Origin of the sequence: Streptomyces sp. NPDC017202 (assembly GCF_044331705.1) — a bacterium.
Lineage (GTDB): Bacteria > Actinomycetota > Actinomycetes > Streptomycetales > Streptomycetaceae > Streptomyces.
The window spans coordinates 1-26,366 of the sequence record NZ_JBIRNP010000005.1; the positions used below are offsets into that span (position 1 = coordinate 1).

The 26,366-nt window shown below is 72.1% G+C and carries 20 protein-coding genes; 10 read left to right on the top strand and 10 right to left on the bottom strand.

From position 1 onward, the window contains the following. The 3 genes from ACH4N1_RS12620 to glgB form a co-directional block, all read left to right on the top strand. On the top strand, positions 1-537 hold a 537-nt coding region (locus ACH4N1_RS12620; protein WP_398096705.1), incomplete at its 5' end, for an alpha-glucosidase C-terminal domain-containing protein. A gap of 85 nt (positions 538-622) precedes the next feature. After that, positions 623-2,002: a phosphotransferase gene (locus tag ACH4N1_RS12625; protein ID WP_398096706.1), complete on the top strand. Its 1,380-nt coding sequence runs from the start codon at positions 623-625 to the stop codon at positions 2,000-2,002. A gap of 13 nt (positions 2,003-2,015) precedes the next feature. Next, positions 2,016-4,820: a 1,4-alpha-glucan branching enzyme gene (gene glgB, locus ACH4N1_RS12630; RefSeq protein ID WP_398096708.1), complete on the top strand. Its 2,805-nt coding sequence runs from the start codon at positions 2,016-2,018 to the stop codon at positions 4,818-4,820. Between the two features lie 49 nt (positions 4,821-4,869). Here the strand turns inward: glgB and ACH4N1_RS12635 are convergent, their stop codons facing one another. The 3 genes from ACH4N1_RS12635 to ACH4N1_RS12645 all read right to left on the bottom strand — a co-directional run bounded on the left by ACH4N1_RS12635 (position 4,870) and on the right by ACH4N1_RS12645 (position 8,048). Continuing rightward, entirely contained in the window at positions 4,870-7,104 is a 2,235-nt protein-coding gene (locus tag ACH4N1_RS12635; RefSeq protein WP_398096710.1) for a HelD family protein, read from the bottom strand. Positions 7,105-7,290: 186 nt separating this feature from the next. Further along, positions 7,291-7,623, bottom strand: a complete 333-nt coding sequence (locus ACH4N1_RS12640) for a thioredoxin family protein (RefSeq protein WP_398096711.1) — start codon at positions 7,621-7,623, stop codon at positions 7,291-7,293. After that, complete coding sequence (locus tag ACH4N1_RS12645; RefSeq protein WP_398096712.1) at positions 7,620-8,048, bottom strand: MerR family transcriptional regulator; 429 nt, start codon at positions 8,046-8,048, stop codon at positions 7,620-7,622. The genes ACH4N1_RS12640 and ACH4N1_RS12645 overlap by 4 nt, the downstream gene beginning before the upstream one ends. On the opposite strand from ACH4N1_RS12645, the gene ACH4N1_RS12650 reads away from it, so the two are divergent. After that, entirely contained in the window at positions 8,047-8,244 is a 198-nt protein-coding gene (locus ACH4N1_RS12650) for a hypothetical protein (protein ID WP_398096714.1), read from the top strand. The genes ACH4N1_RS12645 and ACH4N1_RS12650 overlap by 2 nt on opposite strands. 88 nt (positions 8,245-8,332) lie before the next feature. Here ACH4N1_RS12650 and ACH4N1_RS12655 read toward each other — a convergent pair whose 3' ends face one another. Then, positions 8,333-10,039: an MFS transporter gene (locus tag ACH4N1_RS12655; protein WP_398096716.1), complete on the bottom strand. Its 1,707-nt coding sequence runs from the start codon at positions 10,037-10,039 to the stop codon at positions 8,333-8,335. Positions 10,040-10,193: 154 nt separating this feature from the next. Between ACH4N1_RS12655 and ACH4N1_RS12660 the strand changes: the two genes are divergently transcribed. After that, complete coding sequence (locus ACH4N1_RS12660) at positions 10,194-10,844, top strand: TetR/AcrR family transcriptional regulator (RefSeq protein ID WP_398096718.1); 651 nt, start codon at positions 10,194-10,196, stop codon at positions 10,842-10,844. A gap of 377 nt (positions 10,845-11,221) precedes the next feature. On the opposite strand, the gene ACH4N1_RS12665 is transcribed toward ACH4N1_RS12660, so the two are convergent. Continuing rightward, on the bottom strand, positions 11,222-12,622 hold the full coding sequence (locus tag ACH4N1_RS12665) for a cation:dicarboxylate symporter family transporter (RefSeq protein ID WP_398096719.1): 1,401 nt from the start codon (positions 12,620-12,622) through the stop codon (positions 11,222-11,224). Between the two features lie 151 nt (positions 12,623-12,773). On the opposite strand from ACH4N1_RS12665, the gene ACH4N1_RS12670 reads away from it, so the two are divergent. Further along, on the top strand, positions 12,774-14,420 hold the full coding sequence (locus ACH4N1_RS12670; protein WP_398096721.1) for an ATP-binding protein: 1,647 nt from the start codon (positions 12,774-12,776) through the stop codon (positions 14,418-14,420). After that, the gene (locus tag ACH4N1_RS12675) at positions 14,417-15,124 is read left to right on the top strand and encodes a response regulator (protein WP_398096723.1); all 708 of its coding nucleotides are present in this window, start codon (positions 14,417-14,419) and stop codon (positions 15,122-15,124) included. The genes ACH4N1_RS12670 and ACH4N1_RS12675 overlap by 4 nt, the downstream gene beginning before the upstream one ends. Positions 15,125-15,551: 427 nt before the next feature. Here ACH4N1_RS12675 and ACH4N1_RS12680 read toward each other — a convergent pair whose 3' ends face one another. Then, positions 15,552-16,577, bottom strand: a complete 1,026-nt coding sequence (locus ACH4N1_RS12680; RefSeq protein WP_398096725.1) for an ATP-dependent 6-phosphofructokinase — start codon at positions 16,575-16,577, stop codon at positions 15,552-15,554. Between the two features lie 222 nt (positions 16,578-16,799). Here ACH4N1_RS12680 and pta point away from each other — a divergent pair, with 222 nt between their 5' ends. The 3 genes from pta to pyk all read left to right on the top strand — a co-directional run bounded on the left by pta (position 16,800) and on the right by pyk (position 21,639). Then, positions 16,800-18,890: a phosphate acetyltransferase gene (gene pta, locus ACH4N1_RS12685; protein ID WP_398096727.1), complete on the top strand. Its 2,091-nt coding sequence runs from the start codon at positions 16,800-16,802 to the stop codon at positions 18,888-18,890. Continuing rightward, complete coding sequence (locus ACH4N1_RS12690; protein WP_398096729.1) at positions 18,887-20,119, top strand: acetate kinase; 1,233 nt, start codon at positions 18,887-18,889, stop codon at positions 20,117-20,119. Before pta ends, ACH4N1_RS12690 begins: the two co-directional genes overlap by 4 nt. A gap of 89 nt (positions 20,120-20,208) precedes the next feature. Next, positions 20,209-21,639, top strand: coding sequence for a pyruvate kinase (gene pyk, locus ACH4N1_RS12695; RefSeq protein ID WP_398096731.1), 1,431 nt, complete (start codon positions 20,209-20,211; stop codon positions 21,637-21,639). A gap of 110 nt (positions 21,640-21,749) precedes the next feature. On the opposite strand, the gene ACH4N1_RS12700 is transcribed toward pyk, so the two are convergent. From ACH4N1_RS12700 to ACH4N1_RS12715, 4 genes are all read right to left on the bottom strand, one after another. Continuing rightward, positions 21,750-23,156, bottom strand: a complete 1,407-nt coding sequence (locus ACH4N1_RS12700; RefSeq protein ID WP_398096733.1) for a hypothetical protein — start codon at positions 23,154-23,156, stop codon at positions 21,750-21,752. Continuing rightward, a complete protein-coding gene (locus ACH4N1_RS12705) occupies positions 23,146-23,757 on the bottom strand; it encodes a DUF6114 domain-containing protein (RefSeq protein WP_398096735.1) in 612 nt (203 codons plus the stop codon). Before ACH4N1_RS12705 ends, ACH4N1_RS12700 begins: the two co-directional genes overlap by 11 nt. A gap of 145 nt (positions 23,758-23,902) precedes the next feature. Then, positions 23,903-24,535 (bottom strand): DUF6230 family protein, encoded by a 633-nt coding sequence (locus ACH4N1_RS12710; protein ID WP_398096737.1) that lies wholly within the window; start codon positions 24,533-24,535, stop codon positions 23,903-23,905. Positions 24,536-25,185: 650 nt separating this feature from the next. Further along, positions 25,186-26,160: a tetratricopeptide repeat protein gene (locus ACH4N1_RS12715; RefSeq protein WP_398096739.1), complete on the bottom strand. Its 975-nt coding sequence runs from the start codon at positions 26,158-26,160 to the stop codon at positions 25,186-25,188. Positions 26,161-26,366 lie beyond the last annotated feature (206 nt).

The following is a 26,366-nucleotide window of genomic DNA, read 5'->3' on the forward strand; positions in this document are numbered from 1 at the left end:
TCGCCCATCCTCTACTACGGCGACGAGATCGGCATGGGCGACAACATCTGGCTCGGCGACCGCGACGCCGTCCGCACCCCCATGCAGTGGACACCGGACCGTAACGCGGGTTTTTCGTCGTGCGACCCCGGCCGGCTGTTCCTGCCGACCATCATGGACCCGGTCCACGGCTACCAGGTCACCAACGTGGAGGCGTCGATGGCGTCGCCCTCCTCGCTGCTGCACTGGACCCGCCGCATGATCGAGATCCGCAAGCAGAACCCCGCCTTCGGCCTCGGCTCCTTCACCGAGCTGCCGTCCTCCAACCCGGCCGTCCTCGCCTTCCTGCGCGAGTACGAGGACGACCTGGTCCTGTGCGTCCACAACTTCTCCCGCTTCGCCCAGCCCACCGAACTGGACCTGAGCCGGTTCGGGGGGCGCCATCCCGTCGAGCTGTTCGGCGGGGTCCGTTTTCCGGCCGTGGGTGAGCTGCCATATCTGCTCACCCTCGGGGGACACGGTTTCTATTGGTTCCGACTGCGCAGGGAGACCGTCTAGTACCCCCGGGCGGGGCGGTTTCTCCTGCCCCGCCCGGGGCACGCATCAGTAACACCCCGACCCCCCGGGGAAAGGACGTGACGCCATGGCGGAAACGGTCACACTCTCCGGCACGACCAGTCCCGGGCTCCTCGCGTCGCTGGCCCCCCTGCTGCGGGAGTGGCTGCCACGGCAGCGCTGGTTCGCCGGCAAGGGGAGTCCGGTCACGGGGTTCTCGCTGGTGGCGGGCACCGAGCTGTTGCCCGCCGCGTCCAGGCTGGGCCTGTACCACCTGCTGGTCCGCGCGCACCAGGGCGCCGTGCCCGGCGACTGCTACCAGCTCCTGATCGGGGCGCGCGAGGCGCTGCCGCCCCGGCTGGCGCCCGCGCTGATCGGGCACGTGCCGGACGGACCGCTCGGCGGCCGGACCGTCTACGACGCCCTGTACGACACCCGGCCCGCCGAGGTCCTCCTGGAGGCGCTGCGCACCGAGGCCCGGATCGGCGTCCTGCGCTGCGAACGGGACCCCGCCCAGGAGATACGCGCCGGCCTGGTGCCACGCCGGCTGACCGCCGAGCAGTCGAATTCGTCGGTCGTCTTTGGAGATACGTTCATTCTCAAGCTGTTGCGCCGGGTCGTCCCCGGCGTCAACCCCGACCTGGAGCTGCCGCTGGCCCTGGCCCGCGAGGGGTCCTCCCGGGTGCCGGCGCCGACGGCGTGGCTGCACGCGGACCTGGAGGACGGCGCCGGCGAGTCGTACGTCCTCGGCGTCCTCCAGCCGTTCGTGCAGGGCGCGACGGACGGCTGGGAGCTGGCGCTGCGGGAGCTGGCCAAGGGCGAGGACTTCGGCGCCGAGGCCCGGGCGCTGGGCCGGGCCACCGCCGAGGTGCACACCGCGCTGGCCCGGGCCCTGCCCACCGCCACCCTCGGCCACGCCCAGCTCGGACCGCTGGTCGACGGCATGACCGAGCGGCTGGAGGCGGCCGCCCAGGCCGTGCCCGCCCTGCGCCCCTACGCCCCCGGCCTGCGCACCGCGTTCTCGGCGCTGGCCGACCTCGCGGCCGAGGGCCGGACCTGGACCGCCCAGCGCGTCCACGGCGACCTGCACCTCGGGCAGTGCCTGCGGGCGCCCTCCGGCCAGTGGTCGCTGATCGACTTCGAGGGCGAGCCGGCCCGCCCGCTGGCCGAGCGCCGGATGCCCCAGCCGGCCGTCCGGGACGTGGCGGGCATGCTGCGTTCCTTCGACTACGCCGCCCTCTCGGCCGACCCGCCGGCGCCCGGCTGGGCCGAGGTGTGCCGGGCCGCGTACTGCTCCGGCTACGCCGAGGTGTCCGGCACCGACCCCCGCACCGATCCCGTACTGCTGCGGGCCTACGAGACGGACAAGGCGGTCTACGAGGTCGTCTACGAGGCCCGGCACCGCCCCGACTGGCTCTCCGTCCCGCTGTCCGCGATACGTCGGCTCGCCGCATCCGACCCGTCCTGAGGAGGCTTTCCCCGTGACTCCCAGCCCCCCGTCCCCCCACGGTTCCGACTCCGGGAACCCGAAGGACCCGAAGAAGACCCCGGCCCCGAAGGCCGCGGTCGACAAGACGGTGGCCGAGAAGACGGAGGTCGAGAAAACCGTGGCCGAGAAGCCGGTGGCCGAGAAAGCGGCGGCCGGGAAGGCGGGGGGCCGGAGGACGGCGGCTGCCGCCGTGAAGGCCTCCGAGCGGCAGGCCGCCCTTCAGGAGACCGCCGGGGGGACGGCCGCCGCCGAGGAGACCTCGGCGCGGAAGGCCGTCGCGAAGAAGGCCGCAACCAAGAAAGCCGTCACCAAGAAAGCCGTGGCCAAGAAGGCCGTCGCGGCGAAGGCGGTGGCGAAGAAGCCCGCGACGAAGAAGACCGTGGCCGAGGCGGTCGTGGCGGAGACGGCAGGGGCGGAGACGGCCGCATCGAAGAAGGCCGCTTCGAAGAAGGCCGCCCCGGCGAAGCGTGCCGCGAAGAAGGGTTCCGCGAAGAAGGCACCCGCCTCCGCGCCCGCCCCCGCGAAGGGGCGCGCGCCCCGGCCCCCCGTGCCGGCCTCGGCCGAGGCCGTGCGGGCCGAGGCCGCACCGGCCGGGTCCGTCGAGGTCGCCCTGTCCCCCGCGCTGGACGGCGGCGACCGCGAGCGGCTGCTGCACGGCACCCATCACGATCCGCACGCCGTGCTCGGCGCGCACCCGGCGCCCGGCGGGATCGTCTTCCGGGCCTTCCGCCCCCACGCCCTGTCGGTCACCGTCGTCACGGGCGAGCTGCGGGCCGAGCTGCACGACGACGGCGACGGCTTCTTCTCCGGCCTGCTCCCCCTGCGGGAGGTCCCGGCCTACCGTCTGGTCATCGCGTACGAGGGGACGGTCCAGGAGACCGAGGACCCGTACCGCTTCCTGCCCACGCTCGGCGACCTGGACCTGCACCTGATCGGGGAGGGCCGGCACGAGGAACTGTGGACGGTGCTCGGCGCGCACCCGATGATCCACGAGGGAGTGGGCGGTACCCGCTTCTCCGTGTGGGCGCCCGACGCGCGCGCGGTGCGGCTCGCGGGCACCTTCAACTTCTGGGACGGCATCGGGTATCCGATGCGGTCGCTCGGTTCCTCCGGCGTCTGGGAGCTGTTCGTGCCCGCGATCGGCGAGGGCGAACTGTACAAGTTCGACATCACCCGGCCCGACGGTTCCCGCACCCAGCGCGCCGACCCGATGGCCCGCCGCACGGAGATACCGCCGGCCACCTCGTCGGTGGTGGAGGCCTCGCACTACGAGTGGGGCGACGAGGAGTGGCTGGCGAGCCGGGGGGAACGCCCGGCCCACGAGGCACCGTTGTCGATCTACGAGGTCCACCTGCCGTCCTGGCGACCCGGACTGACCTACCGTCAGCTCGCCGAGCAGCTTCCGGCGTACGTCAGGGAGCTGGGCTTCACGCACGTCGAGCTGATGCCGGTCGCCGAGCATCCCTTCGGCGGCTCGTGGGGCTACCAGGTCACCGGGTTCTACGCGCCCACGGCCCGGCTGGGCACGCCCGACGACTTCCGCTTCCTCGTGGACTCCCTGCACCGGGCGGGCATCGGCGTCATCATGGACTGGGTGCCGGCGCACTTCCCGCGCGACGAGTGGGCGCTGGCGGAGTTCGACGGGCGGCCCCTCTACGAGCACGAGGACCCCCTGCGGGCCGCGCATCCCGACTGGGGGACGCTGGAGTTCGACTACGGGCGGCGCGAGGTGCGCAACTTCCTCGTGGCCAACGCCGTGTACTGGTGCGAGGAGTTCCACATCGACGGGCTCCGGGTGGACGCCGTCGCCTCCATGCTCTACCTCGACTACTCGCGCGAGCCGGGCCAGTGGACGCCGAACGAGCACGGCGGCCGGGAGAACCTCGACGCGGTGGCCTTCCTCCAGGAGATGAACGCCACCGTGTACCGGCGCGTCCCCGGTGTCGTGACCATCGCGGAGGAGTCCACGGCCTGGGACGGCGTGACGCGCGCGACGCATCACCGGGGGCCGAGCGGCTTCGGCGGACTCGGCTTCGGGCTGAAGTGGAACATGGGGTGGATGCACGACTCGCTCCAGTACATGAGCCACGAACCCGTGTACCGCAAGTACCACCACGGCGAGCTGACCTTCTCCATGGTGTACGCCTACAGCGAGAACTACGTGCTGCCCATCTCGCACGACGAGGTGGTGCACGGCAAGAAGTCGCTGGTGTCGAAGATGCCGGGCGACTGGTGGCAGCAACGCGCCAACCTGCGGGCCTATCTGGCGTACATGTGGGCCCACCCCGGCAAGCAACTCCTCTTCATGGGACAGGAGTTCGCGCAGGGGGCCGAGTGGTCCGAGGAGCGCGGGCCCGACTGGTGGCTGCTCGACCCCGCCTACGGCGCGGCGGCCGATCACCGGGGCGTGCGGGAGCTGGTCGGTGACCTGAACTCCGTGTACCGGTCGACGCCCGCGCTGTGGGAGCGGGACACCGTCGCCGACGGCTTCCAGTGGGTGGTGGGGGACGCCGCCGACGACAACGTCCTCGCGTTCCTGCGCCGCGACGCCGACGGCACGCCGCTGCTGGCGGTGTCGCACTTCTCGCCCGTCGTCCGCCAGGACTACCGGCTGGGGGTGCCGGACGACGTACCGGCCTGGTTCGAGGTGCTCAACACGGACGCCGGGCGGTACGGGGGCAGTGACGTGTTCCACGCCGACCCGGTGAAGCCGGAACCCCAGCCGTGGCACGGCCATCCGGCGTCCGTCCGGCTGACGCTGCCCCCGCTGTCGACGGTGTGGCTGCGCCCGGCGTAGCAGTCGCCCGTCCCCGGGGGCCCGGTACGGGACCCCCGGGGACGCGGGCTCACCGCCCGAGGGCCTCCGCCAAGGGCGCCGGCAGCGTCCCCGTGTGCAGGACGCCCAGGCGCTGGGTGGCCCGGGTCAGGGCGACGTACAGGTCGCTCGTGCCGTAGCGGGACGGTTCCACCACCAGGACCGAGTCGAATTCGAGGCCCTTCGACTGGCGGGGGTCCAGCAGGACGACCTTGCGGGTGAGGTCCGGCTCCGCGTCCGCGGTGACCCCGTCGAGACGGGCCGCCAGCCGGCGGTGCAGGTCACGGGGGGCGATCACGGCGAGCCGGCCCTCCGCGGGGGTCAGCTCCGCCACCGCCCCGGCGACCGCGCCGGGCAGGTCGTCGACGGCGCGCGCCCAGGGCCGTACGCCGGTGGACCGCACCGAACTCGGCGGCACGAAGTCGGGCTGCTCCGCGCGGACGACGGCCGCCGCGACGTCCATGATCTCGGCGGGGGTGCGGTAGTTGACGCCCAGCCGGGTGTGCTCCCAGCGGTCCCCGACGTACGGTGCGAGGATGCCCGACCAGGAGCCGACGCCCGCCGCCTCCGCGGTCTGCGCCGGATCGCCGACGAGGGTCAGGGAACGGGTCGGGACGCGCCGCATCAGCAGCCGCCACGCCATCGGCGACAGCTCCTGCGCCTCGTCGACGATGATGTGCCCGAACGCCCAGGTCCGGTCGGCCGCCGCCCGCTCGGCGGCGCTGCGGTGGTCGTCCTCCTCGTGGCGTTCGGCGAAGCGTTCGGCGTCGATGATGTCGTGGGCCGACAGGACCTCGCCGGCGTCGGGGTCGTCGTCCTCCTTGTCCTCGAACTCGTACGTCCGCGAGGCGTAGGAGACGTCGAGCACGCCCTGCGCGTAGGCGACCTGCCGTGCCCGCTCGCGCTCGGCGCTCTCGCGCGCCGACCGGTCGTCCTCGCCGAGGAGTTCGGCGGCCTCGTCGAGCAGCGGCACGTCGGCGACCGTCCAGGCCCGGGTGACCGGGCGGCGGACGACGGCGGCGTCCTCGTCGGAGAGGTACCCCTCGGGGGCGGCGAGGAAGTCGGCGACCACCCGCCGCGGGGAGAGCACCGGCCACAACTGGTCCACGGCCGACCACACTTCGGGGTTCTCGGCCAGCTCGTCGCGGATCTGGGTGATGTCGCTGGGGTCGAGGAGGCTGGAGCCGTCGTAGGGGTCGGTGCCGACGCGTTCGGCGTACAGCTCGGTGAGGGTGTTGAGGATGTGGCCCTCGAAGTGCTCGCGGGCGGCGTTGTGCGGCAGTCCGGCGGCGCGGGTGCGCTCGCGGGCGACCCCCACCAGGCCCTCGTCGAGCATGAGCACCTCCCGGTCGTGCTCGATCGCGATGACCGGGTCGGGCAGCGCCTGCCGGTCGCGTACGACGGCGGCGAGGACGTCGGCCATGTCGGCGCGGCCCTTCACGGCGGCCGCCTCCGGGGTGTCGCCGGCCGTCGCCCGCACGCCCGGGTACAGCTCGCCGACCGTCGCCAGGAGCACGCCGGTCTCGCCGAGGGCGGGCAGCACCTCGCCGATGTAGCCGAGGAAGGCGGGGTTGGGGCCGACGATCAGCACGGCCCGCTTGGCGAGCAGTTCGCGGTGCTCGTAGAGGAGGTAGGCGGCGCGGTGCAGGGCGACGGCCGTCTTGCCGGTGCCGGGGCCGCCCTCGACGACCAGCACCCCGCGGTGCGGGGCGCGGATGATCTCGTCCTGCTCGGCCTGGATGGTCTGCACGATGTCGTGCATGCGACCGGTCCGGGCGGAGTCGAGGGCGGCGAGCAGGACGGCGTCGCCGGCGGGGTCCTCGTGGCCGGTGCGGGTGGCGTCGCCGAGGTCGAGGAACTCGTCGTGCAGGGCGGTGACCCGGCGGCCCTCGGTGGTGATGTGCCGGCGGCGGCGCAGGCCCATCGGGGTGTGGCCGGTGGCCAGGTAGAAGGGGCGGGCGACGTCGGCCCGCCAGTCCACGAGGACGGGGGTGCGCTCGGGGTCGTCGCGGCGCAGGCCGATGCGGCCGATGTGGTGGCTGGTGCCGGAGGACAGGTCGATCCGGCCGAAGCAGAGCGAGCCGTCCACGGCGTTCAGGGCGGCGAGCAGTCCGGAGCGTTCGGCGACGAGGATGTCCCGCTCCAGGCGCGCCTGCCGGGAGGTGTCGCCCTGGGCGAGGGCGGCGGTGACGGCGGTCTCGGTGACACCGCGCAGCGCGTCGACGCGCGCGTACAGCCCGTCGATGAATTCCTGTTCGTTACGCATTTCACCGTCGTGCAATTCGGTGTTTGACAATTCCACTCCCGCCCGGATATACTCTGCTCAGTGAACTTTTCCGCGACCGATTTTTTCGAAGTCGCGAATCATCGAATATAGCGAAAGAAATCCCCCGGGCGCAATTGCCCGGGGGATTTCTTCGTACGACGTCGGCTCACACGGTGCGGCGTCGGCTCACAGGACGTCCGCCAGCTCCTCCAGCAGCCGCCGCTTCGGCCGGGCCCCCACCATCGCCTTCACCGGCTCGCCGGCCCGGAACACCATGAAGGTCGGCATCGACAGCACCTTGTAGCGGTTCGTCGTCCCGGGATTGCGGTCCACGTTCAGCTGCACCACCTTCAGCCGCTCGCCCTCCTCCGCGGCGAGCGCCCCGAGCACCGGCGCCATCTGGCGGCACGGCGGGCACCAGTCGGCGGTGAACTCCACCAGCACCGGCCGATCCGCCGCGAGCACCTCCGACCCGAAGTCCGCGTCGGTCACCTCGTCCACTCCGGCCACCTTGGTCACGGCTGCCGCCCTTCCAGTTCGCACACGGGCTCCGGACCCCCCGGAGCCAGCGCCTCGGCGGCCAGCTCGTCACGTGCCCGCTCGGCCCGCACGAGCTGTCCGGCGACCTTCTCGCGGACCGCCGTCAGCTCCCCGATGAGCGCGTCCAGCTCGTCCAGCTTGCGCCGGTACACCGCGAGCGAGGCGGGACACGAGTCGCCCTCCGGGTGCCCGGCCCGCAGGCACTCCACGAAGGGCCGGGTCTCCTCCAGCTCGAACCCGAAGTCCCGCAACGTCCTGATCTGCCGCAACGCCCGCAGGTCACGCTCGTCGTAGGCCCGGTGACCCAGCTCGTCGCGCCGCGCGGGCAGCAGCCCCCGCGACTCGTAGTACCGCAGCGTCCGCGTCGTGGTTCCGGCCCGTGCGGCCAGCTCGCCGATTCGCATGCCCACGAACGTACGGCTTGACGCCGACGTCAAGGCAAGGGCGCCGACGGAACTCTGCCCCGGCCCGGCCCGTCAGCAGGAGGAGCAGGGCGCCGATCGGACCGCCGGCAAACGCCGGATGCGGCGGCTGCGGGAGGCACTGAACACCCTGCGGGAGATCACCGACCCGTGGGCGGGAACCGGCCCGTGGGCGTGAGCAGAGCGCGGGCGTGAACCAGCCGCGGGCCCGGCCGACGGCGGGTGCCGCCGTCGCGCTCCGGCACGTCGGCGGCACCCCGTGAGGTTCAGCGCACCCGGCTGAACACCCGCTCCCGGCCCTTCGCCTGCTCCGCCTTCTCCGCCTGCTCCGCCCGCTCTGATGCGGTCGCCGGCGACGTGCCCTTGCCCGGCAGCAGCACCGCCACCAGGACGGTGCCGACGCCGAGGACCACCGCGCCGACCAGGCTGGTGTGGGCCACCGCGTCCGCGAAGGAGGAGCCGACCGAGTCGGCCATCCGCCGGGCGGCCTCGGCGAGTTCGGCGGCCTGCGCCTTGAGCTGCGCGGCCTGCTGCGGGTCGCCGGACCGTGCCGCCTGCGCACCGAGCTGGTGCGCCCGGTCGGCGACGCCCTGCGCGACGGCGTAGCCGGCGCCCACCGAGTCCTGGGCGGTGGCGAGGGTGCCGGCCGGGAGGCCGCTGCCGGACGCCGCGTCCCCGAGGTGGTCGGAGTACGACGTGCCCAGCAGCGAGCCGAGGATCGCGATGCCGAGCGAGCCGCCCAGCTCCAGCGAGGTGTCGTTCACCGCGCCGCCGACGCCCAGTTCGGACTCGGGGAACGCCCCCATGATGGCGTCCGTGCAGGGCGACAGCGCGAGCCCGATCGCCACGCCGAGGACGACGAGGGGTGCCACGAAGTCGCCGTACGACGAAGCGGCGTCGACCCGAGTGAGGAGGGCGAGGGCGGCCGTGCCGCCGACCATGCCCGCGGTGACCGTCCACCTCATGCCGACGCGCGGGGTGAGGTAGGCGGTCAGGGCCGAGCCGACGAAGACCGCGCCGGCCAGGGGCAGCATGCGCAGGCCGGTGTCGAGGGCGTCGTAGCCGAGGACGAACTGGAGGTGCTGGGTGAGGTAGTAGAAGGCGCCGAAGACGGCCAGGAAGAACAGGGCCACGGCCAGGTTGGACCCGGCGAAGCGGCGGTCGGAGAAGCGGCGCACGTCCAGCACCGGGTGCGGGTGGCGCAGCTCCCACAGGACGAAGGCGACCAGGGCCACGGCGGCGACGACCGCCGCGCCGACCGCCTTGGGACCCCAGCCGAAGTGCGGCCCCTCGATGATCATGTAGACGAGCGCGCCGATCCAGACCACCGACAGCAGTCCGCCGACGTAGTCGATGCGGTCGTGGTGTCCGGCCTTCGACGGCGGCACGAGGACGAGGGCGCCGATGATCGCGACGACGGCGACGGGCACGTTGATGAGGAACGTCGACGACCAGCCGTGGTTCTCCAGCAGCGCGCCGGCGACGAGCGGACCGGCCGCGATGGCGAGGCCCGCGGTCGCCGTCCACAGGGTGATCGCCTTGGCGCGTTCGGCGCGCGGGAAGGTCGCGGCGAGCAGCGACAGCGTCGCGGGCATGATGAGCGCCGCGCCCACGCCCATCACGGCGCGGCCCGCGATCACGCTGCCGGCGCTGTCGGCGAGGTAGCCGGAGACCGCGCCGCCGGCGAACACCACGAGCCCGAGCAGGAGAGCTCCGCGCCGGCTGTACTTGTCGCCGATCGCGCCGAGCAGCAGCATCAGCGCCGCGTACGGCACCGTGTAGCCGTCGATGACCCACTGGAGGTCGGCGCTGGTCAGGCCCAGGTCATCGGTCATGGCGGGCGCGGCGACCGTGAGGGCGGTGTTCGCCATCACGATGATCAGCAGGCTCAGGCAGAGGACGAGGAGCGCCCACCAGCGTCGGCGGTAGGGCCCCGTCATCCGTTCCACCGGTTCGGTCATGACGAGTCGCATGCGGGGATCGCCTTCCTCGGGACGTGCCCGGCGGCGTACGGGACTCTGGCCGCACGACGCCGGGGCAATTGCACAGCAGTGTGCAATGTACGACCAGTGCACAGGGGTGTGCAAATCGAGGGAGCGGAACGCGCCACGACGGAAGGCAGGCACAATGGCCGCCATGACCACGGGTAACAGCAGTCGCGCGGAGGCAAACCGACGCCGCATCCTCGATGTGGCCCTCGCCGAGCTGTTGCGCGACCCGGACGCGTCCATGAACCACATCGCCCGCGCCGCCGGTGTCGTGCGGCGCACGGTGTACGGGCACTTCCCCAGCCGTGAGGCGCTGATCAGCACGCTGGTCGACGAGGCGGTGGCGGTGCTGGCCGCCGCCCACGCGGGCGAGGGCGAGGGCGGCGGGGACCCGGCGGAGGAGCTGGCCCGGTCCGTGCTGGCCGTGTGGCGGATCGCCGACCGCTACCGCCTGCTGGTCGCGCTGGCCCAGCGCACGGTCACCATGCAGGGCATCCGGGAGCGGCTCACCCCGGTGCGCGAGGACACGATCCGGCTGCTCCAGCGCGGCCTGGACGAGGGGACGTTCGCCTCACCGCTGCCGGCGCCGGCGCTGGCGTACGTGCACGAGCAGATCGTGTTCGCGCTGATGGAGGCCGTCAACGACGGGCTGCTGAGCACGCGTGAGGCGGGCCGCTCGGCCGCCGTCACCGCGCTGACCGCGGCCGGTGTGCCCGCCACCCTGGCCACCGCCCTCGTGACGAAGGTGAGCGAGGCCGACGCGTCGGACTCGCCGGACTCGCCGGGCTGACGAACGCGCCGGGCGACGGGCGCGTCATCGGGTCGGGCCGACCGGCGCGCGCCGTCACGCGAGGCCGGACGGCTGGGCGCGCGAGGCCGGACGGCGGGGCGCGCGACCGTCCGGGAAACACCGAAGGCCCCCGGTGCGCGAAACACCGAAGGCCTGCGGGGCGGAGAGGGAGAACCGGGCGGCCGAGCTACGGGGGAGTACTCGGCCGCCCGGCGTTCGGGGGGGCGAACACCGCCGGGTGGAACGGCCACCGGCGGGTGGAACGGCCACCGGCGGGTGGGGCGGCCACCGGCGGGTGGGGCGGGTACCGGGTGCCCGGCCCGGGTTCAGGCGGGGCCGGGCACCCGGTGCACAGGGGGTGGGTCTCGCCGGCGGCGTCAGGCCCTGGCGAGTTCCTTCTCGCCCTCCTCGCGCTGCTCGGGCACCTCCGCCGCCGGGGCGTCCTGGCCGCCGTGGGCGTCGTCGAGCAGGGTCTTCTCGTCGAAGGGCAGCTCGCCCGCGAGCACCCGGCCCACGCGCTCCTTGTCGATCTCCTTGGTCCAGGTGCCGATCAGGACCGTGGCGACGGCGTTGCCCGCGAAGTTGGTCAGGGCGCGGGCCTCGCTCATGAAGCGGTCGATGCCGACGATGAGGCCGATGCCGTCCACCAGGGCCGGCTTGTGCGACTGGAGGCCGCCGGCCAGGGTCGCGAGACCCGCTCCGGTGACACCGGCCGCGCCCTTGGAGGCGATCAGCAGGAACAGCAGCAGCGGGATCTGCTCGCCGACCGACATCGGCGTGCCCATGGCGTCGGCGATGTAGAGGGACGCCATGGTCATGTAGATCATGGTGCCGTCGAGGTTGAAGGAGTAGCCGGTCGGGACGGTGATGCCGACGACGGGCTTGCTGACGCCCAGGTGCTCCATCTTCGCGATGAGGCGCGGCAGCGCGGACTCGGAGGAGGAGGTGGACAGGATCAGCAGGAACTCGCGGATCAGGTACTTGAACAGGACGAAGATGTTCAGCCCCGAGACGACCCGCAGCAGCGCGCCGAGCACGATGAAGACGAACAGGAAGCAGGTGACGTAGAAGCCGAGCATCAGGACGGCGAGGCTCTTGAGGGCGTCGACGCCGGCCGAGCCGGTGACCGCTGCGATGGCGCCGAAGGCACCGATGGGGGCGGCCCACATCACCATCGCGAGGATGCGGAAGACGAGGCGCTGGATGTGCTCGACACCGCGCAGGACCGGCTGTCCGGCCGGGCCCATCGCCTGGAGGGCGAAGCCCGTGAGCAGCGCGACGAGCAGCGTCTGGAGCACCTCGCCGCCGGTGAAGGCGGAGACGATCGTGGTCGGGATGATGCCCAGCAGGAACTCGGTGGTGTCCTTGGCCTCCGCCGACACCTGCGCCTGACCGGTCTCCTTGACCGCGTCGGTGAGCGCGAGGCCGGTGCCCGGCTCCAGGATGTTGCCGACGACGAGGCCGATGCCGAGGGCGACCAGCGACATGACCGTGAAGTAGCCCAGGGCGATGCCGCCGACGGCGCCGACCTTGGCGGCCTTGCGGACCGATCCGATGCCGAGCACGATCGTGCAGAAGATGATCGGCGAGATCATCATTTTGATCAGGTTCACGAAGCCGGTACCGATGGGCTTCAGTTCGACCGCGAAGTCGGGAGCGATCAGGCCCACGGCGATGCCGATGGCGACCGCGACGATCACCGCGATGTACAGGTAGTGCGTGCGGTCCCGCTTGGCGGCGGGTACGGCGGATGCCGTATCGGGGGTGCTGGCGGCCACGGCTGCCCTCCTTGACGTCTTCGTCGGCATCACCGGCGTGCGGCTCACGTCCGGGGGTTCGGGGGATGCCGTGACTATCCCCCCGCGCTGTGAGGGCGGTCACCCTTGCGTTCATTTAGTTCACGTCCGGCGCGGGAGGCACACTGACGGCATGCGCATCCCCGTCCCGCGACCCCGCAGCCTGGCCGGCCAGCTGTTCGCCATGCAGGCCGTCCTGATAGCGGTGGTCGTCGCGGGGTACGCGCTGTTCACCTACCTCAGCGACCGCAGCCAGGCCGAGGAGGCCGCGAGCCGGCAGGCCGCGGCGGTGGCCCGCTCGGTCGCCGACTCCCCCTCGGTGCGGGAGGCGATCGGCACCGCGGACCCGACCGCGCGGCTCCAGCCGTACGCGCTGCGGATCATGCACGACACCGAGGTCGACTTCGTCACGATCATGAATCCGGCGGGGATCCGCTGGACCCACCCGGACGAGAGGCAGATCGGCCTGCACTTCCGGGGCAACACCGGGCGGGCCCTGAAGGGCGAGACCTTCACCGAGACCTACACCGGCACCCTCGGCCCGTCCGTCCGCGCGGTCGCCCCCGTCGAGGGGGACGACGGCCGGATCGTCGGCCTGGTCAGCGCGGGCATCAAGGTCGAGGCGATCACGAAGCGGGTGCAGGACCAGGTGACGGCGCTGTTCGGCGTCGCGACGGGCGCGCTCGCGCTGGGCGCGGTGGGCACCTACGTCGTCAACGCCCGGCTGCGCCGCCACACGCACGGCATGAACGCGGCCGAGCTGAGCCGGATGCACGACTACCACCAGGCGGCACTGCACGCGGTGCGCGAAGGGCTGCTGATGCTGGACGGCCAGTACCGGGTGGCGCTGATCAACGACGGCGGCCGGGAACTGCTGGGCGTCTCGGAGGAGGTGGTGGGCCGGTCCGTCGCCGACCTCGGTCTGCCCGCCCCGCTGACGGGCGCCCTGCTGTCCTCCGAACCGCGCGTGGACGAGGTGCACCTGACGGCGGACCGGGTGGTGGCGGTGAACACCTCGCCGGTGTCCGGCGGAGAGCGCCGGGGCACCGTGGTCACCCTCCGCGATGTCACCGAACTCCAGTCCCTGATGGGCGAGTTGGACTCCGAACGTGGCTTCACGCAGGCCCTGCGCTCGCAGGCCCACGAGGCGGCGAACCGCCTGCACACCGTCGTCTCGCTCATCGAACTGGGCCGCGCCGAGGAGGCCGTGGACTTCGCGACCGCCGAACTGGAGCTGGCCCAGGCGCTGACCGACCAGGTGGTGGCCGCGGTGAGCGAGCCGGTGCTGGCGGCACTGCTGCTGGGCAAGACGGCACAGGCGAACGAACGGGGCGTGGAGCTGGTGGTGTCGCGGGGCAGCGGGCTCGACGACGGGCTGCTCCCGGAGTCGCTGCCCGCCCGGGACCTGGTCACCATCCTGGGCAACCTCATCGACAACGCCGTGGACGCGGCGCAGGGCAGCATGCGGGCGCGGGTCACGGTGACCGCGTGCACCGGGCACCGCGCGGAGGGCGGCGGCGAACTGGTGCTGCGGGTGGCGGACACCGGCGCCGGGGTGGATCCGGCGCTCGCCGAGCAGGTCTTCGAGCGGGGCTTCTCCACGAAGCCGTCCGGCCCCGGCGGCCGCGGCCTCGGTCTGGCCCTCGTCCGGCAGGCCGTGCACCGCCACGACGGGACACTGTCGGTGGCGGAGGCCGAGGGCGGCGGAGCGGAGTTCGTGGTACGGCTGCCCCTGCGCACGGCGGTCGCCGCCGTGCCGGTGTCGGGAGGCGAGCGATGACAGGCGTTCCGGGCGGGTCGGGCGACGGGCCGATCCGGGTCCTGGTGGTCGAGGACGACCCCGTGGCGGCCGACGCGCACGTCCTGTACGTCGGCCGGGTGCCGGGGTTCACGGCGGTGGGCAAGGCGCACACCGGCGCGGAGGCGCGGCGGCTGCTGGACCGTACGCCGGTGGACCTGCTGCTGCTCGACCTGCACCTGCCGGACGGGCACGGACTCCAGCTGGCCCGCTCGCTGCGGGCGGCCGGGTATCACGCGGACGTGATAGCGGTCACCTCGGCGCGCGACCTGACGGTGGTGCGGGAGGGCGTGTCGCTGGGCGTCGTCCAGTACGTGCTGAAACCGTTCACCTTCGCCACCCTGCGGGACCGCCTCGTGCGGTACGCGGAGTTCCGCGGGGCGGCCGGCGAGGCGAGTGGCCAGGACGAGGTCGACCGCGCCCTGGCCACCCTGCGCGCACCGGGTCCCGTCGCACTGCCCAAGGGGCTGAGCGGCCCGACCCTGGAACGGGTGACGGGGGCCGTACGGGAGACGGCGCAGGGACTGACCGCCGCGGGCGTGGCCGAGGCGGTGGGGATCTCCCGCATCACCGCCCGCCGCTACCTGGAGCACCTGGTGGAGACGGGAAGGGCGGAACGCAAGCCGCTGTACGGGCAGGTGGGCAGGCCCGAGCTGGTGTACCGGTGGGTGCCGGCCGGCCGCTGAGACGCCCGCGGGCGCCGGGTGCGGGTCCGCCCGTTTCCCGGCACGGCCGCGCGGACGCGGCCCGCGCGGTCGCTCACGACGTCCGGGCCCACCCGCGCGCGCAGGGGACCGGCCGGTGGCGCGCCGCCGGCCGCCGGTCCGCCCCGCTCACCGGTCCGCCCCGCTCACCGGACCGCCCGGCGTCACTGCGCCCGGACCGGTCGCCGTCGGCGGCCGCGGGGCCGAGGTCGCCGGACTCCCGCGCGGCGCGGTCGGCATCCGCCGGCGGGGCCGCGCCGAGCGGGTCGGCACGGTCATGTCCTGCGACCGGCACGCACCGGCCCGGCCGCGGGCCCGAGGACGGCCGGGGAACAGGAGAACGGCGGGAAACAGGAGGACCGGCGGGCCCGGCGACCGGTGGCGCCGGGACCCCGGGGGGGCGGCCGGGCTAGAAGACCGACTCCGCCTCTTCCATCCGGTTCTTCGGCACCGTCTTCAGCTCGGTCACCGCGTCCGCGAGCGGCACCATCTTCACGGCGGTGCCGCGCAGCGCGGTCATCATGCCGAACTCGCCCCGGTGCGCGGCTTCCACCGCGTGCCAGCCGAAGCGGGTCGCGAGGACGCGGTCGTACGCCGTCGGCACACCGCCGCGCTGGACGTGGCCGAGGATGACCGGGCGGGCCTCCTTGCCGAGCCGCTTCTCCAGCTCGTACGCCAGCGCCGTGCCGATGCCCTGGAAGCGCTCGTGGCCGAACTGGTCGATCGCGCCCTTGCTGTAGTCCATCGTGCCCTCGGCGGGGTGGGCGCCCTCGGCCACGCAGATCACGGCGAACTTCTTGCCGCGCGCGAACCGCTCCTCGACCATCTTCACGAGGTCGGCCGGGTCGAAGGGGCGCTCGGGCAGGCAGATGCCGTGGGCGCCGGCCGCCATGCCGGACTCCAGGGCGATCCAGCCCGCGTGCCGGCCCATGACCTCGACGACCATCACCCGCTGGTGGGACTCCGCCGTCGTCTTGAGGCGGTCCATGGCCTCCGTGGCGACGCCGACGGCCGTGTCGAAGCCGAAGGTGCGGTCCGTGGAGGAGATGTCGTTGTCGATGGTCTTCGGGACGCCGACGACCGGCAGACCCGCGTCGGAGAGCATGCGGGCCGCCGTCAGCGTGCCCTCGCCGCCGATCGGGATCAGCGCGTCGATGCCGAACTGGTGGATCACGTCCGAGGCGTTCTCACAGGCCTCGCGCAGACGGTCGCGCTCCAGCCGGGAGGAGCCGAGTATCGTGCCGCCGCGGGCGAGGATGCCGCTCACGGCGTTCAGGTCGAGGGGCCGGTAGTTGCCGTCGAGGAGACCCGCGTATCCGTCCTCGAAGCCGATGACCTCGTCGCCGTAGTTGTCGACCGCGCGGTGCACGACCGATCGGATCACTGCGTTCAGGCCGGGGCAGTCGCCGCCTGCGGTGAGGACTCCGATGCGCATCCTGCTCTGTCTCCTGCTCGCTGTGGGTACCGGTGAGCCAGTGCCGATTGTTCCACGTCCCCGAGGGGACTGTCTCCTGACGGGCGCCTTAACCGTGGGCAGAGGTACTGTCAAGAGGGTTCTGCTCACCTCGGTGGGCGATTTTTATGAGCCGGGCGGAAGCCGGGTGGAAGCCGGGTGCCCGACTGCCGAACGGCCTCACAGAAGGAACGGAGAGCACGCGTGACGCGCAGCGTGTACGTGACCGGGATCGACCGCGGCGACGGCCGCCAGGTCGTGGAGCTGGGGGTCATGGAGCTCCTGACCCGTCAGGTCGACCGGGTGGGCGTCTTCCGCCCCCTGGTCCACGACGGGCCGGACCGCCTGTTCGACCTGCTGCGGGCCCGCTACCGGCTGGCGCAGGACCCGGGGACCGTGTACGGCATGGACTACCACGAGGCGTCCGCCCTCCAGGCCGAGCGGGGCGTCGACGAGCTGGTGTCCACGCTCGTGGACCGCTTCCACCAGGTCGCCCGGGACTACGACGTCGTCCTGGTCCTCGGCACCGACTACGCCGACACGCAGTTCCCGGACGAGCTCTCCCTCAACGCGCGCCTGGCGAACGAGTTCGGCGCCTCCGTGATCCCCGTCGTCGGCGGCCGCGGGCAGAGCGCGGAGTCGGTGCGCGCCGAGACCCGCAACGCCTACCGCGCCTACGTCGGCCTGGGCTGCGACGTCCTCGCCATGATCGCCAACCGGGTCGCCCGCGAGGACCGCGAGGAGATCGCCGCGAAGCTCTCCTCCCGGCTGCCGGTGCCCTGTTACGTGCTGCCCGACGAGCCCGCCCTGTCGGCGCCGACGGTCGCCCAGGTCAGCACCGCCCTGGGCGCGAAGGTGCTGCTCGGCGACGACTCGGGCCTGGCCCGCGACGCCCTCGGCTTCGTCTTCGGCGGTGCCATGCTGCCGAACTTCCTGCACGCGCTGACGCCCGGCTGCCTGGTCGTCACCCCCGGCGACCGGGCCGACCTGGTCGTCGGCTCGCTCGCCGCGCACAGCGCCGGCACCCCGCCGATAGCGGGCGTGCTGCTCACTCTGGGCGAGGTGCCGAGCCAGGAGGTCCTCACGCTCGCCGCCCGCCTGGCGCCCGGCACGCCCGTGCTGTCGGTGGCCGGCAACAGCTTCCCCACGGCCGAGCAGCTGTTCTCCCTGGAGGGCAAGCTCAACGCGGCCACCCCGCGCAAGGCGGAGACCGCGCTCGGTCTCTTCGAGCGGCACGTCGACACCGCCGGCCTGCTGGACCGCGTCTCCGCGCCGAGCAGCGACCGCGTCACGCCGATGATGTTCGAGCACAAGCTGCTGGAGCAGGCCCGCTCCGACCGCCGCCGGGTCGTCCTGCCGGAGGGCACCGAGGAGCGGGTGCTGCACGCGGCCGAGGTCCTGCTGCGCCGCGGGGTGTGCGACCTGACGCTCCTCGGCCCGGTCGACCAGATCCGCAAGAAGGCCGCCGACCTCGGCATCGACCTGGACGGCTGCCAGCTGATCGACCCGGCCACCAGCGAGCTGCGCGACTCCTTCGCCGAGAAGTACGCGGGCCTGCGCGCCCACAAGGGCGTCACGGTGGAGCTGGCGTACGACGTCGTCTCCGACGTGAACTACTTCGGCACACTGATGGTCCAGGAGGGCCTCGCCGACGGCATGGTGTCGGGCTCCGTGCACTCCACGGCCGCGACGATCCGGCCCGCCTTCGAGATCATCAAGACCAAGCCGGACGCCGACATCGTCTCGTCCGTGTTCTTCATGTGCCTCGCCGACAAGGTCCTCGTCTACGGCGACTGCGCGGTCAACCCCGACCCGGACGCCGAGCAGCTCGCCGACATCGCCGTCCAGGCGGCGGCGACCGCCGCGCAGTTCGGCGTGGAGCCGCGGATCGCCATGCTGTCGTACTCCACGGGCACCTCCGGTTCGGGCGCCGACGTCGACAAGGTGCGCGAGGCGACGGAGCTGGTGCGGCGGCGGCGTCCCGACCTGAAGATCGAGGGGCCGATCCAGTACGACGCGGCCGTGGAGCCGACGGTCGCGGCGACCAAGCTGCCGGGCTCCGAGGTGGCGGGCCAGGCCAGCGTGCTGATCTTCCCCGACCTCAACACCGGCAACAACACCTACAAGGCCGTGCAGCGGTCGGCGGGCGCGATCGCGGTCGGCCCGGTGCTCCAGGGGTTGCGCAAGCCGGTCAACGACCTGTCCCGCGGCGCCCTCGTCCAGGACATCGTGAACACCGTCGCCATCACGGCGATCCAGGCCCAGTCCTCCGAGCAGAAGGTCTCCCAGCAGTGAGCGGCACGCGCGTCCTCGTCCTGAACTCCGGTTCCTCCTCGGTGAAGTACCAGCTGCTCGACATGAGCGACCGCAGCCGGCTGGCGCAGGGGCTCGTCGAACGCATCGGCGAGCAGACCTCGCGGCTGCGGCACACGCCGCTCGCGACGGGCGTGTCCCGCGAGTGGAGCGGGCCCGTCGCCGACCACGACGCGGCCCTCAAGGCCGTCGCCGAGGAACTGGCCAAGGACGGACTGGGCCTGGACTCCCCGGAGTTGGCGGCGATCGGGCACCGGGTGGTGCACGGCGGCAAGCACTTCACCGAGCCGACCGTGATCGACGAGAGGGTGCTCGCGGAGATCGAGCGGCTGATCCCGGTGGCGCCGCTGCACAACCCGGCCAACCTGACCGGGATCCGCACGGCGCGGGCGCTGCGCCCGGACCTGCCGCAGGTCGCCGTCTTCGACACCGCCTTCCACACCACGATGCCGGAGTCGGCGGCGCGCTACGCGATCGACGTGCGGACCGCCGACGAGCACCGCATCCGCCGCTACGGCTTCCACGGCACCTCGCACGCGTACGTCTCCCGCGCCACCGCGGAACTGCTGGGCAGGGCGCCGGAGGAGGTGAACGTCATCGTGCTGCACCTCGGCAACGGCGCGTCCGCCTCCGCCGTGCGGGGCGGGAAGTGCGTCGACACCTCGATGGGCCTCACCCCGCTCGAGGGCCTCGTCATGGGCACCCGCTCCGGAGACGCCGATCCGGCCGTCATCTTCCATTTGGCACGTGTTGGCGGAATGTCCATCGACGAAATCGACACTCTCCTCAACAAGAAGAGCGGCCTGATCGGCCTGTGCGGCGACAACGACATGCGGGAGATCGGGCGGCGGATCGACGAGGGCGACGAACAGGCGAAGCTCGCCTTCGACATCTACATTCACCGTCTGAAGAAGTACATCGGCGCCTATTACGCCGTGCTGGGCCGGGTGGACGCGGTGGCGTTCACCGCCGGGGTCGGCGAGAACGCGGCGCGGGTGCGCGCGGCGGCGGTGGCGGGCCTGGAGACCCTGGGTCTGGCCGTCGACGACGGACTGAACGCCGTACGGAGTGACCGGTCGCGGCTGATCTCGCCCGCGGACGCGCGGGTGAAGGTCGCCGTGGTGCCCACGGACGAGGAACTGGAGATCGCCACGCAGACCTACGCGCTGGTCGAGCGGAATCGATATGCGGCTCCGCCGCGTGGCAACTGAGCAGGAAGGCAACTGAGCGCGTTCCCGCCCATTTGTATCTTCCGCCAGACGGAATATTCCGCAGCGAAACAAACCGATAGGATCGCCCCATGCGCCGTTCGAAAATCGTCTGTACTCTCGGCCCCGCGGTCGACTCCCACGAAATGCTCGTGTCGCTGATCGAGGCCGGCATGAACGTGGCCCGCTTCAACTTCAGCCACGGCTCGCACGCCGAGCACCAGGGCCGGTACGACCGGGTCCGGGCCGCCGCCAAGGAGACCGGCCGGTCCATCGGTGTCCTCGCCGACCTCCAGGGCCCGAAGATCCGCCTCGAGACCTTCGCCGAGGGGCCGGTCGAGCTGGTGCGCGGTGACGAGTTCACCATCACCACCGATGACGTGCCCGGCGACAAGACGATCTGCGGCACCACCTACAAGGGGCTGCCCGGCGACGTCTCGCGCGGCGACCAGATCCTCATCAACGACGGCAACGTCGAGCTGAAGGTCCTGGACGTCGAGGGCCCGCGGGTGCGGACGATCGTCATCGAGGGCGGTGTCATCTCCGACCACAAGGGCATCAACCTGCCCGGCACGGCCGTCAACGTGCCCGCGCTGAGCGAGAAGGACATCGAGGACCTGCGGTTCGCGCTGCGCATGGGCGCCGACCTGGTCGCGCTGTCCTTCGTCCGCGACGCCAAGGACGTCCAGGACGTGCACCGCGTCATGGACGAGGAGGGCCGCCGCGTCCCCGTCATCGCCAAGGTGGAGAAGCCCCAGGCGGTGGAGAACATGGAGGACGTCGTGATGGCGTTCGACGGCGTGATGGTCGCCCGTGGCGACCTGGCCGTCGAGTACCCGCTCGAGAAGGTCCCCATGGTGCAGAAGCGGCTCATCGAGCTGTGCCGCCGCAACGCCAAGCCGGTGATCGTGGCGACCCAGATGATGGAGTCGATGATCACCAACTCCCGTCCGACCCGCGCCGAGGCCTCCGACGTGGCCAACGCGATCCTGGACGGCGCGGACGCGGTCATGCTGTCCGCCGAGTCGAGCGTGGGCGCGTACCCGATCGAGACCGTGAAGACGATGTCGAAGATCGTCGCCGCGGCCGAGACGGAGCTGCTCGCCAAGGGCCTCCAGCCGCTCGTGCCGGGCAAGAAGCCGCGCACGCAGGGCGGTTCGATCGCGCGTGCCGCGTGCGAGATCGCCGACTTCCTCGGCGGCCGGGGCCTGGTGGCGTTCACCCAGTCCGGTGACACCGCCCGCCGTCTCTCGCGCTACCGCGCGACCCAGCCGATCATCGCCTTCACCACCGACGAGGGCACCCGCAACCAGCTGGCGCTCAGCTGGGGCGTCGAGTCGCACATCGTGCCGTTCGTGAACAGCACCGACGAGATGGTCGAGCTGGTGGACCAGGAGATCCTCAAGCTCAACCGCTTCAACCCGGGTGAGACCGTGGTCATCACCGCCGGCTCGCCCCCCGGCGTCCCCGGCACCACCAACATGGTCCGCGTCCACCACCTGGGCCAGGGCGCCCGCGACTGACCCGGTCCGGCCCGCGGCCGGCCGCCGTACGGACGGCGCTGAGGGCGCCCCCTGGTTCAGGGGGCGCCCTCAGGCGTTGTGCGGCTCCCGGAAGGGACTGCGGGGGACGGCTACTTGGTGTTGTAGAGGTGCATCCCCGGTATGTGGAGGTCGCCGCCGAACTGGCCCGCCTGGACGACCTTCACCTTGGTGAAGTAGATCAGCGGGATGTTCAGCGGAGGCGGGTTCTCCGGGTCGAACGTCACCGGGATCAGGCCGAACAGGTTCCCCGAGATGCTCTCGGTGTACATGACCGTGTCGCCGTTGCGGATGGTCGACGTCGTGCCCGAGCCGGCCTGGACGTGGTAGGTCACGCCCGCCTGCTTGTCGCTGACCGTCTGGTGCAGGTCGCCGATGTCGGTGCCCTCGGAGATGACGTACTTCAGGACCTTCTTCCTGGTCCCGTTGGCCGTCTTCACCTCGACGATGCCCTGGTAGTCGGCGCCCTTGAGGAGCAGCGAGCTGGCGTTGAGGTACCACGGGTCGTCCGGCAGCGGCGTCTTGTTGTCGATGCCGCTCTCGTCCTCGGTGGCGACCGGGCAGTCGTCCACGTCGGTCGCGGCGCTCTCGGACGGGCTCGGCGAGGCGGTGGCCTCGGCGGCGTCGGCGGCGTCGGCGGCGTCCGCTGCCGTCTCCTCCGCCTTCTTCCCGGTGTCCGCCACCGTGTCGCCCGCCGTGTCGGCGGTGTCCTTCACGGCGTCGCCGGCGGCGTCGGTGGTGTCCTTGCCGGGGCCGGCCGAACCGGAGTCCGCCGACCCGGTGTCGGATCCCGGGTCCGTCGCCGTGTCGCCGGTGCCCGTCGACGCGGTCTCGGAGGCCGACGGGGTCGGGCTCGCGGTGGCCGTCCCGGTGGCGTCCTTGCCGTCGAAGAGATCGGTGATCGTGTCGCCGATCGTCTCCAGCAGGTTCTTGTCGGTCGCGGACGGCGAGGGGGCGGCCGTCGGGGTGTCGGCCGTCGGGGTGTCGGCGGAGGTCTCGGACTTCTGCGGCTCGGAAGCCTCGGCCGAGGCCGCCGGGGTGGGCTCGGCCGCGTCGCCGGAACCTGAATCCGGCGAAGTGGAGTCGCCCGTGCCGCCGGAGGAGCCCGAAGTACCGCCGGTCTCCTCGTCCTTGGAGCCGTCCTCGGAGCCGTCCTGCGTGTCGTCCTTCGTGTCGTCCGCGGACTCGTCCGCGCTCTGCGAGGCGGACGGCGAGGGTGACGCGGAGGCGTCCTGCGCGTCCTCCAGGGCCGCGACACAGTCCTTGTACTCGTCGACGGTGAGGCTCTTGGACGCCGGCTGGTCCTCGGCGTTGGCGAGGGTCGGTGTGAACCCCATGCCCATGAGGACCGCGGTCGGCATGGCCGCCAGGGCTATCGCCTTGCCGGCCGGCATGTGGAACCTGGTGAACAGCGGCTTCTTGGGTGCCGCGTGGCGCGGCCCGGTTCTCACGCGGGCAGCGTCCACACCGCTCCCGGTGGTCACCTCGTCAGCCGGCACTGTGCCTCCCGTTCGCCCCGTTCGCCGGGCTCGTTCCTGACAGTTCGTTCGGCTCGTCCGTGCCGCCGGTGTCCTTGGTGAGGGCCGGCCCCGTGCTGTAGGGGTTCTCGGTGGGACCCGCCGGGGCGGCTCCCGTCCCCTGCGGGAAGGCGGCCGCGGGCGTCGTGCCCGTGCCCGGGTTGCTGCCCGGCGCCTGCTCCGCCGGCGGTGCGCCCGGCGCCCAGGAAATGGCCATCGCTCCGCCGATCAGGGCGAAGAGGAAACCGACGAGGAAGCCGCCGAGGTTGGACACCGGGATGGAGACCAGTCCCAGCAGGATCGCCGCGACACCCGCGAAGACCCGTACGTGCTTCTGGAACCACAGGCTCACGCCCAGCACCACCAGCAGCACACCGATGATCAGCGAGCCGGCGCCGGCGGTGGTCGCCATCGCCAGCGTGAGGTGGCCGATCTGGAGGTGCGCGTACGGGAAGTAGGCGATGGGGAGCCCGCTGATGAGAACGAACAGGCCGGCCCAGAACGGCCTCGTGCCCCGCCAGGCGCGGAACTGCTGCCTCCGGTGGTCGAACTGGCCGGGGGCGGCAGGGGTCTCGGCGCTCATGGAAAACAGCTCCCTGGTGCGGCGTTGCTGTGGTGGTTGTCCTGCGAGGGGGACCGGCGCCCACGACGGGACGGGTGCTCCGGTCCGGACGGGTGAGACTGGACGGGCGGGGGCGCCACCGGCTCCCCCGCCCGTCAGAGAGTGCTTAGTAGCACTCCTTGACACCCGTCGACAGCGACATCTTCAGGCCGCTGAGCTTGAAGGTTCCGGCGGTGGTGGCCCACGCCGTCTGCTTCACGTCGGTCAGGACGGCCGACTCGGCCTCCTGCGCGAACCCGAACGGGTTCGCGGTGTCGCCGTCCTTGATGCCCGGACCCTTCTTCAGGTCCTTGGCGGCCACACCGATGTCGATGTTCTTGAACGTCGCGTCGGCCGCGAGGTCCTCGACGTCGATGAAGAGGTTCTCGGCCTGGACCGGGGTGTCGCCACCGCCTGCCTTCAGCGTGAGGCTGACCGAGCCGAGCAGCGGGATGTTCGGCGTGACCACGGACTGGCACATGTTCGTGATCGACGCGCTCTTGAACCCGGAGACGGCGACGGCGTGAGCCGTCTTCTTGCCGTCGAGGGTGTAGCCCGAGTCGATCGCGCCGTACTGCGAGAAGCCCGTACCGACGAGCTTGTCCGCGGTGACCTTGAACGACTGACCCGAAACGCTGAACGACGCGGCGAGCGCACCCTGCGCGAGGGCGACGCCTATGCACGCCGTGGCGGCGACGCTGGGCACCATGACCACAGCGAACCGCTTCCATCTGGTCCCGCCACGCACCTGGGACTCCATATTTCCTCCTTCTCGGACGTACATCTCCTGGCCCTGACTCGCCCCCGGAACGGCGGCTCAGCCGGGCAGGGATGGGAGAAGTGCTACGTCCTCGGGAAGGGGAGCGCCTGCACTCGGTGGCGCGAACCGCGCCCGAATCACCGGCGATCACCCCCGAGCGACAACCACTGGTCGCGCCTGACACGCATCACGCACAACCTTGCTGGACAGGCTTCGCCGTGGCGAAGACCCCCCTGCCCAAGAGCCGACGTCACTGCTGCCGTCGTCTCTGCTCGGTGGGGACCCAGGAAAACCCGTTGACCCAACCGGCTGTCGGGGTACGGGAACGGACCGAGCGTGGCCGATCGTGGTGCATTCTCGCCGCCCGCACAAGGGGGTTCGTTACTCGCTAGTAACGGCCGGATAACCGAACAACGACCCACCGGTCTCGACCGGCGACGCTCGGTGGCAGCCATGCCCAGGACAAAACTGTTGATCGCTGGACAGAATCCGACAGAACAACGGCCCTGACTTACTGCCAGTAACAGCGGCCGCGATTACCAAGATTTGGCAAAGCGCGGCCGCGACGGAACCGTGTCGGCTGAACTTCCACCCTTGGGCGCCACCGGCTCCGATGTTTAGCGACTGGTCAGAACCGGGCGCCCGCCCCGCTAGAAGAGAGCGCGGGCCAGCGCCCTGCGCGCCGCCGCCACCCGCGGGTCGTCGGGTCCGACCACCTCGAACAGTTCGATCAGCCGCAGTCGTGCGGCGTCCCGCTCGTCACCGGCCGTGCGGGCGACGGTGTCGATGAGCCGCCCGAAGGCGTCCTCGACGTGCCCGCCCACCAGGTCGAGGTCGGCGGCGGCGATTTGCGCCCGCGCGTCACCCGGCTTGTCGGCGGCGTCCCTGCGCACCTGCTGCGGGTCCATCTCCTGCACCCGGTGCAGCAACTCGGCCTGCGCGAGACCGAGTTTGGCCTCGGTGTTGCCGGGGTCGTCGGTCAGCACGTTCTGGTACGCGCGCACCGCCCCGCCGAAGTCCCCCGCGTCCAGGGCCTGTACGGCGGCCTCCAGCAGGGCGTCGTAGGGGCCGGCCGGCGTCTCGGCGGCCTCTTCGCGCTCGCCCGGCCGGGCCTCGGGGTCGACGGTGAGGCCGGTCAGGCCGAAGCGCTGCTCGGCGACCTGGACGAGCTGGTCGAGGGTCTGGCGGATCTGCGTCTCGGCGGCGGCTCCCTGGAAGAGCGGCAGCGCCTGCCCCGCGACGACGGCGAAGACGGCCGGGATGCCCTGCACCCCGAACTGCTGCATCAGCATCTGGTTGGCGTCGACGTCGATCTTGGCGAGCAGGAACCGCCCGTCGTACTCGACGGCGAGCCGCTCCAGCACCGGGCTGAGCTGCTTGCAGGGCTGGCACCACTCGGCCCAGAAGTCGATGACGACCGGGACCTCCGCGGACCGCTGGAGGACGTCCCGCTCGAACCCTGCCTCATCGACGTCGATGACGAGGTCCGCGGGCGACACCGCCCCCGTCCCGCCCTGCCGGGCGGCTTCGGCTCGCGCCTGCTCCGCCTTCGCCTTGGCCTCCTGGGCCGCCTTCACCGCGGCGAGGTCGACGACTCCGCTCATGGACATGTTCCGTGGCTGCATGCGTCTATCCTCCCCCGTCCGCGCGCGTGCGTGAAAAGCGATCGGAAATGAGCGCCGGGGTCCCCACCCCGCGCCGTCCGGCCGCGGCTCGCGTACGTCCGTTCACGAGCTTTCGCTACGAGTCGTAGCGTAATACCGCGGGGCCCCTTCCCGCCGCCCCGTCCCGGTGATCTCCCTCACGACCGCGCAGAACGGCCGGATATGGT